The organism is Paracoccus sp. R12_2 (assembly GCF_017744015.1).
Lineage (GTDB): Bacteria > Pseudomonadota > Alphaproteobacteria > Rhodobacterales > Rhodobacteraceae > Paracoccus.
Map to the genome: position 1 here is coordinate 37,150 of NZ_JAGHRA010000012.1, position 16,287 is coordinate 53,436.

At 63.9% G+C, this 16,287-nt stretch carries 12 protein-coding genes; 9 read left to right on the plus strand and 3 right to left on the minus strand.

The annotated features are described in order from the left end of the window. Window positions 1-10 precede the first annotated feature (10 nt). The 6 genes from glgC (at window position 11) to leuB (ending at window position 10,917) form a co-directional block, all read left to right on the plus strand. The gene (gene glgC, locus J7359_RS14110) at window positions 11-1,270 is read left to right on the plus strand and encodes a glucose-1-phosphate adenylyltransferase (RefSeq protein ID WP_209057524.1); all 1,260 of its coding nucleotides are present in this window, start codon (window positions 11-13) and stop codon (window positions 1,268-1,270) included. After that, window positions 1,267-2,694, plus strand: coding sequence for a glycogen synthase GlgA (gene glgA, locus J7359_RS14115; protein ID WP_209057526.1), 1,428 nt, complete (start codon window positions 1,267-1,269; stop codon window positions 2,692-2,694). The genes glgC and glgA overlap by 4 nt, the downstream gene beginning before the upstream one ends. Continuing rightward, the gene (glgX, locus tag J7359_RS14120) at window positions 2,691-4,784 is read left to right on the plus strand and encodes a glycogen debranching protein GlgX (RefSeq protein ID WP_209057528.1); all 2,094 of its coding nucleotides are present in this window, start codon (window positions 2,691-2,693) and stop codon (window positions 4,782-4,784) included. Before glgA ends, glgX begins: the two co-directional genes overlap by 4 nt. Window positions 4,785-4,999: 215 nt before the next feature. Further along, window positions 5,000-7,384, plus strand: coding sequence for a glycogen/starch/alpha-glucan phosphorylase (locus J7359_RS14125; RefSeq protein ID WP_348524394.1), 2,385 nt, complete (start codon window positions 5,000-5,002; stop codon window positions 7,382-7,384). Between the two features lie 158 nt (window positions 7,385-7,542). Continuing rightward, a complete protein-coding gene (locus J7359_RS14130) occupies window positions 7,543-9,708 on the plus strand; it encodes a malate synthase G (RefSeq protein WP_209057534.1) in 2,166 nt (721 codons plus the stop codon). Between the two features lie 84 nt (window positions 9,709-9,792). After that, window positions 9,793-10,917 (plus strand): 3-isopropylmalate dehydrogenase, encoded by a 1,125-nt coding sequence (gene leuB / locus J7359_RS14135; protein WP_209057536.1) that lies wholly within the window; start codon window positions 9,793-9,795, stop codon window positions 10,915-10,917. 81 nt (window positions 10,918-10,998) lie between these two features. Here the strand turns inward: leuB and J7359_RS14140 are convergent, their stop codons facing one another. Both J7359_RS14140 and J7359_RS14145 read right to left on the minus strand, forming a co-directional pair. After that, window positions 10,999-12,255 carry a lytic murein transglycosylase gene (locus J7359_RS14140; protein WP_247740409.1) on the minus strand — a complete coding sequence of 419 codons (1,257 nt, stop codon included), beginning with the start codon at window positions 12,253-12,255 and terminating at the stop codon, window positions 10,999-11,001. 116 nt (window positions 12,256-12,371) lie between these two features. Further along, a complete protein-coding gene (locus tag J7359_RS14145) occupies window positions 12,372-12,707 on the minus strand; it encodes a hypothetical protein (RefSeq protein WP_209057538.1) in 336 nt (111 codons plus the stop codon). Window positions 12,708-12,869: 162 nt separating this feature from the next. On the opposite strand from J7359_RS14145, the gene J7359_RS14150 reads away from it, so the two are divergent. Then, on the plus strand, window positions 12,870-13,340 hold the full coding sequence (locus J7359_RS14150; protein ID WP_209057540.1) for a YbaK/EbsC family protein: 471 nt from the start codon (window positions 12,870-12,872) through the stop codon (window positions 13,338-13,340). Between the two features lie 61 nt (window positions 13,341-13,401). Continuing rightward, window positions 13,402-14,226, plus strand: coding sequence for an aldo/keto reductase (locus tag J7359_RS14155; RefSeq protein ID WP_348524395.1), 825 nt, complete (start codon window positions 13,402-13,404; stop codon window positions 14,224-14,226). Here J7359_RS14155 and J7359_RS14160 read toward each other — a convergent pair. After that, entirely contained in the window at window positions 14,216-15,007 is a 792-nt protein-coding gene (locus J7359_RS14160) for an alpha/beta hydrolase (protein WP_209057541.1), read from the minus strand. The two genes, J7359_RS14155 and J7359_RS14160, sit on opposite strands and share 11 nt — an antisense overlap. A gap of 62 nt (window positions 15,008-15,069) precedes the next feature. Between J7359_RS14160 and kynU the strand changes: the two genes are divergently transcribed. Continuing rightward, the gene (kynU, locus tag J7359_RS14165; protein WP_209057542.1) at window positions 15,070-16,257 is read left to right on the plus strand and encodes a kynureninase; all 1,188 of its coding nucleotides are present in this window, start codon (window positions 15,070-15,072) and stop codon (window positions 16,255-16,257) included. Window positions 16,258-16,287 lie beyond the last annotated feature (30 nt).

A 16,287-nucleotide genomic window follows, 5' to 3' on the forward strand; every position in this document is an offset into this window, starting at 1 on the left:
AGGAGTTGACATGGTCGAGACGAAAAGACTGACCCGCCGGGCAATGGCCTTCGTACTTGCCGGCGGGCGTGGCAGTCGGCTGAAAGAACTGACCGACAAACGCGTCAAGCCTGCCGTCTATTTCGGCGGCAAGACGCGGATCGTCGATTTCGCGCTGTCGAATGCGATGAATTCCGGGATTCGCAAGATCGCCATCGCCACCCAGTACAAGGCCCACAGCCTGATCCGTCATTGCCAGCGGGGTTGGAACTTCTTCCGGGCCGAACGGAACGAGTTTCTGGATATTTTGCCTGCCAGCCAGCGGATGTCGGAAGATCACTGGTATCGCGGCACCGCCGACGCGGTGACCCAGAACATCGACATCGTGGACAGCTATGACGTCGATTACATCATCATCCTCGCGGGCGACCATATCTACAAGATGGACTACGAGATCATGCTGCGCGAGCATGTCGAAAGCGGCGCGGACGTGACTGTCGGCTGCCTGACGGTGCCGCGCGGCGAAGCCAGCGCCTTCGGTGTCATGGCGGTGGATGATGCCGGCCGCATCACCAGCTTCCTGGAAAAGCCCAAGGATCCGCCGGGCATGCCGGGCGATCCGGACAAGTCGCTGGCGTCGATGGGGATCTATGTCTTCAACTGGGCCTTCCTGCGGGATCTGTTGACCCGGGATGCCGAGGACAGCAATTCCAGCCATGACTTCGGCCATGACCTGATCCCCGACATCGTCAGGAACGGCAAGGCGATGGCGCACAAGTTTGACGATTCCTGCGTGCGGGCGTCCGGTGCGCCGGCCTATTGGAAGGATGTGGGCACTGTGGATGCGTTCTGGCAGGCGAATATCGACCTGACGGACTTCACCCCCGAACTGAACCTGTGGGATCAGGACTGGCCGATCTGGACCTATTCCGAAAGCGCCCCACCGGCCAAGTTCATTCACGACGAAGAGGATCGGCGCGGCATCGCGATTTCCTCGATGGTCTCTGGCGGTTGCATCATTTCCGGCACCGAGATCCGCAATTCGCTGCTGTTCACCCAGGTCCACACCAATTCCTATGCGGCGCTGGATCACGTCGTCGCGCTGCCTTATGTCACGGTCGAGAGACATGCGCGGCTTAGAAATGCGGTGATCGATCGTGGGGTGGTGATTCCCGAAGGGTTGATTGTCGGAGAGGATCCACAGGAGGACGCGAAGTGGTTTCGGGTCAGCGAAGGCGGCGTGACGCTGATCACGCAGGACATGCTGGACAGGCGGGCGGCAGGACTTTGAGACGGGTTCTGTCCGTCGCCTCGGAATGCGCGCCGCTGGTCAAGACCGGCGGGCTGGCTGACGTGGCGGGCGCGCTGCCCGCCGCGCTGGCGCAGCAAGGCGTTCAGATGCGGACGTTGCTGCCGGGGTATCCGGCGGTGATGGCGGCGCTGAAGGGGGCTAGGCAGGTCGATGAGTTCGAGGATCTGTTTGGCGGACACGCCCGGCTGCTGGCCGGCAAGGCTGCGGGCCTTGATCTTCTGGTGATCGATGCGCCGCATCTTTTCGCGCGCGAGGGCAACCCCTATCTGGGGCCGGACGGGCAAGACTGGCCCGACAATCCCGAACGGTTTGCCGCGCTGTCATGGGTGGGCGCGCATATCGCCGCGCAGGGCGCTGATGGATGGCGGCCGCAGATCCTGCACGGACACGACTGGCAAGCCGGTTTCGTGACCGAGTATCTGCGGCGGATGCAGGCAACCGACATCCGCACCGTCCTGACCATCCACAACATCGCCTTTATCGGCCGGGCCGATCCCGCCCGCCTGCATGCGTTGCGGCTGGACCCGGCGCGGTTTCATGCCGACGGGTTCGAATACTGGGGCGCGATCTCGGCGCTGAAGGCCGGGCTGATCGGCGCGGATCGGCTGACGACCGTCTCGCCGACCTATGCCGAGGAACTGATGACTGCGCAGTTCGGGATGGGGCTGGACGGGGTGATGCGGCACCGGCGCGACGCGCTGCTGGGGATCCTGAACGGGATCGACGACGACGCGTGGAATCCGGCGACCGATCCGGACATCGCCGCCTATGACAAGCCTGCGGGAAAGGCCGCCAACAAGGCCGCATTGCGGGCCGAGATGGGGCTGCCGGACAGCGATGGGCCGCTGTGTGTGATCGTCTCGCGGATGACGCATCAGAAGGGGCTGGATCTTGTGCTGCAGGCGCTGCCTGCGCTGCTGGATGGCGGCGGGCAGCTGGCGCTGCTCGGCTCGGGCGATCCGGAACTGCAGACCGCCTTCCAGAATGCCGCGCAGAGCCCCCATGTCGCGGTCCGCATCGGCTATGACGAGGCGTTCTCGCACCGCATGATCGCGGGTGGCGACGCCATTCTTGTGCCTTCGCGGTTCGAGCCCTGCGGCCTGACACAGCTTTACGGGCTGCGCTACGGCACCGTGCCGCTGGTCGCGCTGACCGGCGGTCTGGCCGATACTGTCATCAACGCCTCGCCCGCCGCGCTGACGCGCGGGGTAGCCACCGGCATCCAGTTTTCCCCCGTCGATGCGGGGACGTTGCGTAATGCGCTGACTCGGCTTTGCGCCCTTTGCAAGGACAGCGGAACATGGTCCCGGCTTCAGCAGAACGCGATGGCGCAACCGGTCGGGTGGGATCAGTCGGCCAAGCAGTACGCCGCCCTCTACGCCGAGATGACCGCGACCGAATGAACGACAGACTTGTGATCGCCGCCGGGCACCCGACCCCTTTGGGGGCAACCTTCGATGGCGCGGGGGTCAACTTCGCCATCTTTTCGCAGCACGCCGAACGTGTGACCCTGTGCCTGTTCGACGACAAGAACCGCGAGACCCGGATCGACTTGCCCGAACGCGACGGGCATGTCTGGCACGGCTATATCCCCGAACTGCGGCCGGGACAGAAATACGGATACCGCGTTCACGGGCCCTATGCGCCACATCAGGGCCATCGTTTCAATGCCCACAAGCTGCTGATCGACCCTTATGCCAAGCGGCTGACCGGCACGCCGCGAAATCATGACGCGCTGTTCGGCTATCGCGCGGGGCACGGCGATGCCGACCTGTCCTTCGATCGCCGCGACAGTGCCCAGCACATGCCGAAATGCGTCGTCATCGACCCAAGCTTTGCGTGGGGGCCGGATCAGCCGCCACGCCGCCCGATGACCGACACGATCATCTACGAGGCGCATGTGAAGGGCCTGACCGCCGGACGGTCCGACATTCCGCATTCCGGCACCTATCTGGCAATGGCGTCGGACCCGATCCTTGAACATCTGAACGATCTTGGCGTCACCGCGATCGAGTTGCTGCCGGTGCATGCCTTCGCAGACGACCGCTTCCTGACCGACAAGGGGCTGACGAATTACTGGGGCTATATGTCCTATGGCTTCTTCGCGCCGGAGCCGCGCTATATGCGTGATGGCGACATCGCCGAATTCCAGCAGATGGTCGCGCGTTTTCACAGGGCCGGGATCGAGGTCATTCTGGACGTGGTCTATAACCACACCGCCGAGGGCAACGAACTGGGGCCGACCCTGTCCTTTCGCGGATTGGACAACGCCGCCTATTACCGGCTGGCCGATGATCCGCGCTACTACATCAACGATGCCGGCACGGGGAACGTGCTGAACCTGGACAGTCCCTTCACCCTGCGTCTGGTCATGGACAGTCTGCGCTACTGGGTCGAGGTGATGCATGTCGATGGCTTCCGCTTCGATCTGTGCAGCGTGTTGGGGCGGACCCGTGGGGTGTTCGACCGTGACGGGCCGTTCTTCCGGGCGGTTCGTCAGGATCCTGTTCTCAATCGCGTCAAGCTGATCGCCGAACCCTGGGATATCGGTGAGGGCGGCTATCAGCTTGGGTCCTATCCCGCGCCTTTCGCGGAATGGAATGACCGCTTCCGCGACCAGATCCGGGGGTTCTGGCGCGGCGACGCCGGTCTGATCGGCAAGCTGGCCAAACGCGTCGCGGGATCGGCAGCCCGGTTCGACCATGACGGGCGCCCCGCGACCTCGACGGTGAATTTCATCGCGGCGCATGACGGTTTCACGCTGATGGATACGGTCAGCTACAACGACAAGCACAATGATGCGAACGGCGAAGACAATCGTGATGGGCACAATCACAATGTCTCGGACAATTGCGGGGTCGAGGGGACAACCGACGACACCGAGGTTCTGGCACGCCGCGCGCGTCGCCGCCGCAACCTGATGGCCACCTTGATGCTGAGCCAGGGCACCCCGATGATTCTGGCGGGGGATGAACTGGGCAATTCGCAGGGCGGCAACAACAATGCCTATTGTCAGGACAACCAGATCGGCTGGGTCGACTGGGATGGCGCAGATCCCGCCTTTCTGGATTTCTGCCGCCGCGCCATCGCGTTTCGCAAGGCGCACCCGATCCTGCGGCAAAAGCGGTTCCTGCACAGCCAGCCGCGCGAACAGGACGGCCTTCCCGACCTGTTCTGGCGTCGCGCGGACGGCCAGCCCATGACCAACGAGGACTGGACCGACCCCGACCTGCGATTGCTGGCGGCCGAGATGCGCATGGCCTCGGGTACCCCCGGATATGCTGCATTGCCGGGCGCCGTGTTCTTCGTCTTCAATGCCGGGGCGCGGACGACCGTGCGCGTGCCCGACACGAATGGCGGCGGCGGGCACTGGCGGCGACAGTTCGACACCGCGCAGGATGCGGCGCCCGATCAGGAAGTTCTTGGCGAGGCGCTGATCGATGCGGACAGTGTCGCGGCCTTCGTGCTGTGCGAGGACAGCAAGTGCGGTTAGGCAGGCGCGGCAATCCTGCCACGGATTTCAGCGTCTTGACCCTGTCGCAGGCAGGCACATGCTTTTCAAGGCACGGAAAAGCTGGCAACAGGAACGGGATGGCCGATTGCGCTATCAGAGCGTGACGGACCGGTTCGGCCTGCTATCGGATGGTCGCAGGTTCGCGCGCTCTGCGTCCTGTTTTCTATTGTAGATCATTATCTGCGAGGTCTGTCGTGATCAAGCTTCCCTCCGCCGAAACGCTTCGTGACCAGATCCTGTATCACCTGACCCACACCCAAGGGAGGGGAGAAGAGTTCGCGACCACATTCGACTGGCGTCTTGCCGTCAGCTACACGATCCGCGATCTGATCGTGACGCCTTGGATGTCGGCGCTGCGGTCGTCGCGCGATCAGGGCGCCAAGCGCGTCTATTACCTGTCGATGGAGTTCCTGATCGGCCGCATCCTGGGTGACGCCATCATCAATCTGCGGCTGGACGACGCGATGGACGAGGCGCTTGAGATGCTGGGCCTCGACAAGCAGGAGATTTTGGATGACGAACCCGATGCGGCGCTTGGCAATGGCGGTCTGGGCCGTCTGGCCGCCTGCTTCATGGAATCGCTGTCGTCGCTGAGATGTCCGGCATTCGGCTATGGCATCCGCTACGAACATGGGCTGTTCCGCCAACGGTTCGAGGCCGGCCAGCAGGTCGAGACCCCCGAGGACTGGCTGAACCAGCCACATCCATGGGAATTCGTGCGGCTGGACTACAGCTTTACCATCGGCTTCAAGGGCCACGTCGAAAATGCCGATGGCCGCGCCGTCTGGCATCCGGGCGAAAGCGTGATCGCGCGTGCCTATGATACGCCCGTCGTCGGCTGGAAGGGCGAATGGGCCAACACCCTGCGGCTGTGGGGCGCGCATCCGACGACGCTGTTCGATCTGCACCGCTTCAACGCGGGAGACTATGCGGCGGCCGCGGAGCCCGAGGCGCTTGCCCGCACGATCAGCCGCGTGCTGTATCCAGATGACGGCACCGAATCCGGCAAGGAACTGCGACTGAAGCAGGAATATTTCCTGACCGCAGCCGCGTTGCAGGATATCCTGCGGCGGTTCCTGGCCGAACATGACGATCTGCGCATGCTGCCGGAAAAGGTGGCGATCCAGCTGAATGACACCCATCCGGCCATCGCCGGGCCGGAATTGATGCGCATTCTGATGGATGATCACGGCATGGGCTTCGCCGAGGCGCGTGATATCGCCAGGGGCACGTTGAACTACACCAATCATACCCTTCTGCCCGAGGCGCTGGAACGCTGGTCCACCTGGCTGATGGGACGGGTGCTGCCGCGTCACATTCAGATCATCCAGATGATCGACGAGGATCACCGCAAGACCAGCGGGCGCCCCGATCATGTAGGTATCATCCAGCACGATCAGGTGCAGATGGGTGAACTGGCCTTCATCATGGCGGGCAAGGTCAACGGCGTGTCGGCATTGCATACCGATCTGGTGAAATCGACGGTCTTCGCCGACCTGCACAAGCTGCACCCCGACCGGATCGTGAATGAAACCAACGGTGTCACGCCGCGCCGCTGGCTGCGCATGTCGAACCCGGCGCTGGCCGGGCTGCTGGATCAGACCATCGGCGAGGGTTGGACCGGCGATCTGGATCAGTTGAAGCAGATCGAGGCGCATGCGGACGATCCGGCCTTTCGGGAAAGGCTGCGGGGGGCAAAGCGCGCCAACAAGGTCTGGTTGTCGGACGGATTGCTTGCCGGGTTGGGCATGAAGGTCGATCCCGACGCCATCTTCGATGTCCAGATCAAGCGGATCCACGAATACAAACGCCAGTTGCTGAACATCCTCGAGGCGATCGCATTGTGGCGTCGCATCCATGACGACCCGAATGGCGACTGGACCCCGCGCGTGAAGATCTTCGGCGGCAAGGCAGCACCGGGATATTGGCTGGCCAAGACGGTGATCCACCTGATCAACGACGTTGCCGCGAAGATCAACACCGATCCGGTGACGCGCGACCTGCTGCAGATCGCCTATCCGCCGAACTACAACGTCTCGATGGCCGAAGACCTGATCCCGGCCGCCGATCTGTCCGAGCAGATCTCGACCGCCGGCAAGGAGGCGTCGGGGACCGGCAACATGAAATTCACCATGAACGGCGCATTGACCATCGGAACGCTGGACGGTGCGAATGTCGAAATCCGAGAGCGTGTCGGGCCCGAGAATTTCTTCCTGTTCGGATTGACTACGGACGAGGCCGACAAGGCCCGCGCAATGCCGGGCCACGCGCGCGCCGCGATCGAGGCAAGCGATGATCTGAAAGCCGCGCTGCACCTGATCGCCGAAGGCAGGTTCGGTCGTCCGGATCCCTACTATGCACTGCTGGATCGCACATGGAACGACGATCCGTTCCTTGTCGCCTCGGATTTCGACGACTATTTCGCGACGCAACGCAAGGTCGATGCCGCCTATCGCGATCAGGCCGGGTGGGACCGGATGGCGACGTTGAACATCGCACGATCCGGGTTCTTTTCCTCTGACCGCACCATCAGGGGCTATATGGACGATATCTGGCACGTTCAGCCGATGGGGCTTTGACTTGGCGCGTCCGCCGCGCCATTCTTCAGGAAACCGCGAAACAGTATTGCCCAGACAAAGGGAATGGCGCCGTTCAGCCCGGATTTAACCGGGTGCGCTGATCGTATACGGTGGTATGCGAACGCAGTGACGCGCCAGTGACCAGAGCGAGAGCCAAGATGTCCCAACCGACGGAAACCAGCTATGTCGTTCGCCACGAACTGCAGGTCGCGGATCGATTGGCCGATTTCATCGAGGTCGAGGCGCTTGCCGGGCTGGATTTCGACGCCGACAGGTTCTGGGGCGGGCTGTCGCGACTGGTCCACGAATTCGGTCCCCGCAACCGTGAACTGCTGGCGACGCGCGAAAAGCTTCAGCGCCTGATCGATGACTGGCATCTGGCGCGGCGCGACAAGGCGCATGATGGCGCCGCGTACAAGAAGTTCCTGTCCGAGATCGGCTACCTGCTGCCCGAAGGCGAGGATTTCCGCATCGGCACGGAAAATGTCGATCCCGAGATCGCCAGCGTCGCGGGGCCACAGCTTGTGGTTCCCATCACCAATGCCAGATTTGTGCTGAATGCGGCGAATGCCCGCTGGGGCAGCCTTTACGACGGTCTGTATGGCACGGACGCGATGGGACCACCCCCGTCGGAGGCCGGTTTCGACAAGGGTCGGGGCGCGCGTGTCGTGATGCGTTCGGCCGTATTCCTGGACGAGGCTTTTCCGCTGGCCGGCACCAGCCACGGACGGGCCGAGGAATACCGGGTCGAGGATGGCCGGTTGCTGGTTGACGGTTCGCCGTTGAAGCAGCCGGAAAAGTTCGCGGGCTATCGCGGCGACCCTCAGCAGCCAGGCAGCATCCTGTTGCGCAACAACGGGCTGCATGTGGAACTGGTCTTCGATCGCAGCCACCCGATCGGCAAGACGGCTGCATCCGGGCTTGCGGACGTGATCATCGAATCCGCGATGTCGGCGATCATCGATTGCGAGGATTCGGTCGCCTGCGTGGATGCCGAGGACAAGGTTCTGGCCTATCGCCACTGGCTGGGGCTGATGAAGGGCGATCTGTCCGAAAGCTTCGTGAAGAACGGCATGCAGGTCGATCGCCGTCTTGCAGGCGACCGCGACTATACCGGACCCGACGGTGATGCGCTGTCCTTGAAGGGGCGGGCACTGCTGCTGGTCCGCAATGTCGGCCATCTGATGAGCAATCCGTCGATTCTGGATCGAGACGGACGCGAGATCCAGGAAGGCCTGATGGACGCGATGGTCACGACGCTGATCGCGATGCATGATCTGCGCAAGACCCAGGGACCGCGCAATTCGGTCAACGGGTCGATCTATGTCGTGAAGCCGAAGATGCACGGTCCCGAAGAGGTCGCCTTCGCCGACGCTACCTTCACGCTGGTCGAGGACGTGCTGGGCCTTCCGCGCAATACGGTCAAGCTTGGCATCATGGACGAAGAACGGCGCACCAGCGTCAACCTGAAGGAATGCATCCGCGCCGCGCGGGACAGGGTCTGCTTTATCAATACCGGGTTCCTCGACCGGACCGGCGACGAAATTCATACCTCGATGCAGGCAGGGCCGTTCAGCCGCAAGGATTTCATCAAGCGCAAGGGCTGGATCACCGCCTACGAAAACCAGAACGTGGATATCGGACTGGAATGCGGACTGTCGGGCAAGGCGCAGATCGGCAAGGGTATGTGGGCCGTTCCCGACAAGATGGCCGCGATGCTGGAGGCCAAGATCGAACATCCGAAGGCCGGTGCAAACACGGCCTGGGTGCCCAGCCCCACGGCCGCGACGCTGCATGCGCTGCACTATCACAAGGTCGATGTCTTCGCGGTGCAGGCCGAATTGGCCAAGGGCGGACGCCGCGCCTATGTCGAGGCGCTGCTGGATATCCCGGTTGCCAGCTATCGGATGTGGACGCGCGATCAGATCCGGCGCGAGGTGGAAAACAACGCCCAGGGCATCCTAGGTTATGTCGTGCGCTGGGTCGATCAGGGTATCGGCTGTTCCAAGGTGCCCGACATCAACGATGTCGGCCTGATGGAAGATCGTGCGACCTGCCGCATCTCGGCCCAGCACATCGCGAACTGGCTGCATCACGGCATCGTCTCAGGCGATGAGGTCGATGAGATCATGCAGCGCATGGCCGAAATCGTCGATCGTCAGAACGCGGATGATCCGTCCTATCGGCCGATGGCGCCGGGTTTTGACGGCATCGCCTTCCATGCGGCGCGCGATCTGGTGTTCAAGGGAACCGAGCAACCGTCGGGCTATACCGAACCGGTTCTGCACGCCGCACGGCTGGCATTGAAGCGGGCTGGCGGCTGACCTTCGGTGGGCCCTGATCGCGGCGATCTTGACCCCACGCGGGCCGGGGGCTAACCCCTCTGGCGTGCCAGAAGGAGATCCCGCATGCCCGACAGCTATTCGCTTCTTATCCTGCCCGGCGACGGGATCGGCCCCGAGGTGATGGCCGAAGTCGTCAAGGTCATCGACTGGTTCCAGGACAATCGCGGCATGTCCTTCGATGTCTCGCATGATCTGGTGGGCGGATCGGCCTATGACGAATATGGCACGCCTTGCGCCGACCAGACCCTGGCCCGCGCGCAATCGGTCGACGCGGTTCTTCTGGGCGCGGTCGGCGGGCCGAAATACGACAGCCTCGATTTCAGCGTTAAGCCCGAGCGGGGCCTGCTGCGCCTGCGCAAGGAGATGGACCTGTTCGCCAATCTGCGCCCCGCGCAATGCTTCGACGCGCTGGCCGATTTTTCGTCGCTGAAGCGCGAGGTCGTGGCTGGCCTGGACATCCTGATCGTGCGGGAACTGACCTCGGGCGTCTATTTCGGTGAACCACGCGGGATCCATGACGACAACAACAACCCCGAGAACGAGGGCGGTCGGGTCGGCATCAACACCCAGCGATACACAAGCGGAGAGATCCGCCGGGTCGCCCGGTCGGCCTTCGACCTGGCCCGGCGCCGCGGAAACAAGGTCTGCTCGATGGAGAAGGCCAATGTGATGGAATCCGGGATCCTGTGGCGCGAAGAGGTGCAGTGGGTCCACGACAACGAATATTCCGATGTCGAACTGTCGCATATGTATGCCGACAACGGCGCGATGCAGCTGGTGCGCAATCCCCGCCAGTTCGACGTGATCGTGACAGACAACCTGTTCGGCGACGTGCTGTCGGACGCGGCGGCGATGCTGACCGGCAGCCTTGGCATGCTGCCCTCGGCAAGCCTTGGCGCGAAGATGGCGAATAGCCGGCCCAAGGCGCTGTATGAGCCCGTCCACGGCAGCGCCCCCGATATTGCCGGTCAGGGCAAGGCGAACCCCATCGCCTGTATCCTCAGCTTTGCGATGGCGCTGCGCTATTCCTTCGATCAGGGAGACGCCGCGGCCGAACTGGAACGTGCGGTCGAACGCGTGCTGGCGGATGGGGTGCGCACTGCCGATCTGATGGGACCACAGGGTGGCACGGCTGTATCGACCAGCCAGATGGGTGATCGCATCATCGCCGCGCTTGCCGCAGGCTAGGCAGGCGCGACCCGCATCGCATCAACGAAAAGGCGGCCCCGAGGGGCCGCCTTTCCTGATCTGGGGGCTGCGTCGCGGCAGCTAGCGCCGCAACTGACCCAGCAGGATCGAGGTCGGATACCCGTCCGGCGTCACGCCGATCGACCGCTGATAGGCCACGACCGCCTCGGTCGTGCCAGAGCCGAACAGCCCGTCAATCTCGTCGTCGTAGAAGCCCTTGGCCTTCAGTCGCTGCTGGATCTCTTTCCGTTCGGCGGTGCTGAGCGGCCGGTCGTTGCGTGGCCATGCGCCCTGGATCCCCGACCGGCCTGCGATGCGTTCGCCCAGGAACGCCACGCCAAGCGCATAGTTGTCAGAGTTGTTGTAGCGCAGGATCGACCGGAAATTGTCCAGGATCAGGAAGGCCGGACCACGTGCGCCGGCGGGCATGATGATCGATCCGGTGCCGCCCGGCAGACCGCCGCCGCCCATCCGCGTGACGCCCTGCGCGGCCCACGCGCTGCTGGACTTGCGATTTCCCTTGCCGACCTGGCCCATGTTGAAACTCGACGGCAGCTGGACCTCGGCACCCCAGGCCTGGCCACGCTGCCAGCCGTTCCGGGCAAGATAGTTCGCGGTCGAGGCCAGTGAATCGGTCGGATCTTCGGACCAGATGTCGCGACGACCGTCGCCGGTGAAATCGACCGCGTAATCAAGATAGGATGTCGGCATGAACTGGGTGTGCCCCATCGCCCCCGCCCAGCTTCCAAGCATGTGCTCGGGGTCGGTGTCGCCTGCCTGCAGGATGCGCAGCGCCGCGATCAGCTGGTTCTGGAACATCTCGCCGCGGCGACCGTCATAAGCCAGTGTGGCCAGCGACGGGATGATCTGCATCTTGCCGCGATTGGCCCCGAAATTCGACTCCATCCCCCAGACGGCCAGCACGATCTCGCGCGGGACGCCGTAGCGCGCTTCGATCGACGACAGCGTACTGGAAAGCTGGGCGTTCTTTTCGCGTCCCGTGCTGATCCGTGCGTCCGAAACCGCGCTGTCAAGATACAGCCAGACCGGGCGCGAGAATTCGGCCTGCTTGCGGTCCAGACGGATCACGTCGGGGTTATAGCGGGCGATCCGCATGGCACGGTCATAGGTGCCGGCCGAGATCCCTGCCGACAATGCGCGGGGCCGGAATGACTGCACGAAGTTCTGCAGCCCCGCCGCGTCGCCGGGCGAGGCAGCGGGAATGCTGGCCGGCGTCACCGGCGCCCCGTACGAGGCTGGCGTGCGGTTGACCGAGCCGGCGCAGGACGCCAATGCGCCGATCAGCGCCGTGGACATGAAAAAGCGGGAAAATGTCATGTGGATCGCCTGTTATTGACTGCTGCTGTTCTTGTTGTGAACGAATGTAGCAGTCACCGTTCGGCTTGGATAGATCGGCCGCGACATTCACTGTCGGCAGATTTGCAGGCGACTGCTCAGGCCGGATCGTCGAAGAACGGTTCCAGACTGGCGATGATGACGGCGTTTTCATCCAGCGCCCTCTGCATCAGGGCGCGTTCGTCGGCGTCGATCTGATGGCCGTCGGCGATCCGTTCGTCCAGAGTTCCGTGGCCGGTCACGTCCAGCGGGGCCATGTCGGCCTGTTTCAGGATCGCGACCGTCTCTCGAACGGCCTCGGCCTCGTCATGGCCCGAGGCATAGCAGATCAGGGCGGCGCCGGTGGCGCCCTTGGGCAGGCCGTCGCCGGTCTTGCGTCCAAGTTGGATCAGCAGCGTATAGACTTCCATCGGGCGGGGCCTCGTCGCGATCATGCATGGCGGACGACAGGGCCGCCGCGACCGCAACAACATGTCTCGCCCCACTGTGCAAGCCCGTAACGGGGAAATGCGTGCGCCCGATACCCGTTGGCCGGGACGGGTTGCGGTCCGGCGCGTGCGGGGTAGTGTTCGGACGGTCAGTGCCGGAGGCGTGTGGTGAGCAAGAGTCTGAAACGGGTCAGGGCGGCGCTGGAAGAAGCGGGCGAGACGGTCGAGGTGATGGAAATGGCCGGATCGACGCGGACGGCGGCCGAGGCAGCCGCCGCCGCAGATTGCGATGTCGATCAGATCGCCAAGTCGATCATCTTTCGCGGGTTGGACGATGGCCATGTCACGCTGTTCCTGACGGCGGGCGGAAATCGCGTCGATCCGCTGAAGGCCGCTGCCGTCGCCGGTCAGGAACTGGGCAAGGCCGATGCCGATCTGATCCGCCGCGAGACCGGTTTCGCGATCGGCGGCGTCGCGCCGGTCGGGCATCTGCGCCCGGTCGTGGCGTTCTTCGACCCCCGCCTGTCGGATTTCGACATCGTCTGGGCTGCGGCAGGAACGCCGCGACATATCTTTGCCATCGCACCTGCGCGTCTTCTGGCGATCACCGGCGCGACGGTCGCGGATTTCACCGGCTGAGGCAACCGACCGCAGACGCATGCGTTCGTTGGTCGTGATCTGACCAACAAGAGGTGCCGCGGTGACCCAACCGATGCTGACACTGAACGACGGACGACAGATGCCGCAGCTGGGACTGGGGGTGTGGCAGATGCCCGATGAAGGCACCGCCGACGCCGTGAGAACGGCGCTGCGCATCGGTTATCGCCTGATCGACGGTGCGGCGATGTATGGCAACGAAGCCGGGATGGGGCAGGCGGTGCGCGATGGCGATGTGCCGCGTGACGAGGTGTTCTTGACCTCGAAGCTGTGGAACGATCAGCACGGGCGCGACAGGACGTTGCGGGCCTTTGATGCCACGATGCAGCGCATCGGGCTGGACTGGCTGGATTTGTTTCTGATCCATTGGCCGGCTCCGCAGCAGGATCTGTATGTCGAGACATGGAAGACACTGGTCGAACTGCGCGATCAGGGCAGGATCAAGTCGGTCGGCGTCGCGAATTTTCAGGAACCGCATCTGCGTCGGCTGATCGACGAAACCGGCGTCGCGCCCGCCGTCAACCAGATCGAGCTGCATCCCACCTTCAACCAGCCCGCGATGCGGTCGGTCAATCGACGGCTGGGGATCGTCACGCAAAGCTGGGCGCCCTTGGGCCGGACCGCGGATTTCGACGCGGCGCCGGTCGCGCAGGCCGCCGCGCACCACGGGGCAAGTCCCGCGCAGGTCATCATCGCATGGCATCTGGCGCGTGGATTGTCCGCGATCCCCAAATCGCAGGATCCCCGGCGGCTTCAGCAGAATTTCGATGCGCTCAAGTTGCGCCTGACCGACGCCGAACTTGACGAGATCGACGCCCTGGACAGCGACGCGCGGACCGGGCCTGATCCCGATATCTTCAGCGGCTGATCAGGGCGCGCGTCAAGGCACTGTCGGGGTCGGCCAGCGCGTCGATCACGTCGAAATGCTGGCGGCCGGGATCGACCACATGGCAGGTCGCCGCGCCCAGCCCCGCCCACATATCGGCGATCAGGCGCGACTGGCGAATGAATTCCGGTCGCTCTGACCCGCCGACCCAGGCGGTCAGGTGCATGCCCGCACGTGGCGGCAGCAGGGCGGGGCTCTCGGTTTCCGCCTCGGCTGTATCCATGCCAAGCGTGTCGTTCATCGCGGTGCGCATCAGCGGGCGCAGATCGAACAGCCCCGAGATCGGCAGGCAGGATATGATCCGCGACGCGATGACGTCTGGAAGCGTGCCGTCATCACAGACCATCCGCGCGGCAAGGTGCCCGCCCGCCGAATGTCCGGTCAGCGCGATCGGCCCGTCGACACGGGTTGCCGCCTCGCAGATAGCGGCGGCGATGTCCCGGGTCATCTGGCCGATCCGTGCCGCTGGCGCCAGCGAGTAGGCGGGTATCGCCACGGCCCAGCCAGCGCCAAGCGGACCCGCCGCCAGATGCGACCAGAACGTGGGGTCGAATTTCATCCAGTATCCGCCATGCACGAACACCACGAGGCCGCGTGCGGCACCAGCAGGCCGAAACAGATGCCCACGCCCAAGGGGTTCGGGCGGGTGCGCGGCCCGGAATTCCGCCGCACGCCGCGACCAGCGGGGCGGATAGTCCTCGGCCCGCGCGATATGCGCGCCGTTGGCATAGGCGTCGTCCCAGTCGGTGATCCGGTACAGCATCTTGGCCTCCTTCCGCCTAGCAGATCGGGCTGCTAGCATCCGGTCAAGTAGGGAGAGAGACCATGACCGATTTCGCCAGAACCCGCGCCGCGTTCCACCTGCCCGAGGGCGTCACCTATCTTGACGGCAATTCGCTGGGGCCGATGCCCCAGGCCGCCAAGGCGCGGGTCGCGGCGATGATGCAGGATGAATGGTCCGAGATGCTGATCACCGGCTGGAACAAGGCTGGATGGTTCACCCAGCCGCGCCGGGTCGGGGACCGGATCGCGCGGCTGATCGGGGCGGGGCCGGGCCAGGTGGTGATGGGCGACACGTTGTCGATCAAGGTGTTTCAGGCGGTCAGTGCTGCGCGCGCGTTGCGGCCGGATCGGCGGGTGATCCTGTCCGACAGCGGCAATTTCCCCTCGGATCTGTATGTCGCCGAGGGGCTGGCGCGCGCCGTCGGGGCGGAATTGCGCGTCGTCGCCCCCGAAGAGGTCGAGGCAGCGATAGACGATGATCTGGCCGTTCTGATGATCACCGAGGTCGATTACCGCACGGGCAGGCGTCACGACATGCGGTCTTTGACTGACAGGGCGCATGATGCCGGGGCGCTGACGGTATGGGATCTGGCGCATTCTGCGGGCGCCGTGGATGTCGATCTGACCGGGGCTGATGCCGATTTTGCCGTCGGCTGCACCTATAAATACCTGAACGGCGGGCCGGGCGCGCCGGCCTTCATCTGGGTTCATCCCCGGCATGCGGATGCCGCGCAGCCGATCTTGCAGGGCTGGATGGGCCACAAGGCGCCTTTTGCCTTTGAGACGAACTATGCCCCGGCGCCGGGGATCGAACGCATGCGCGTCGGCACGCCGCCGGTGATCGCGATGACGGCGCTGGAGGCGGCGCTGGATGTCTGGGACGATGTGGACCTGCCGGACCTGCGTGCCCGGTCCGTCGAACTGACCGAAGCGTTCATCGCCAGGGTCGAGGCGGCGTGTCCCGACCTGACCCTGCATTCGCCGCGCGATCCGGAACGGCGCGGTTCCCAGGTCGGCTTCCGCCATTCGCAGGGTTATGCGGTGATGCAGGCGCTGATCGCGAACGGCGTGATCGGGGATTTCCGTGCGCCAGATGTTCTGCGATTCGGATTTGCGCCGCTGTATAACGATCTTCATGATGTGGAGCGCGCGGTGGACACGCTGTCGCGAATTCTTCGTGATGAAAGCTGGAATAGTGAACAATTTCATCAACAAGCCGCGGTGACGTAAGGGCAGGGGGCTTCCCAAACAGCTTGTTCT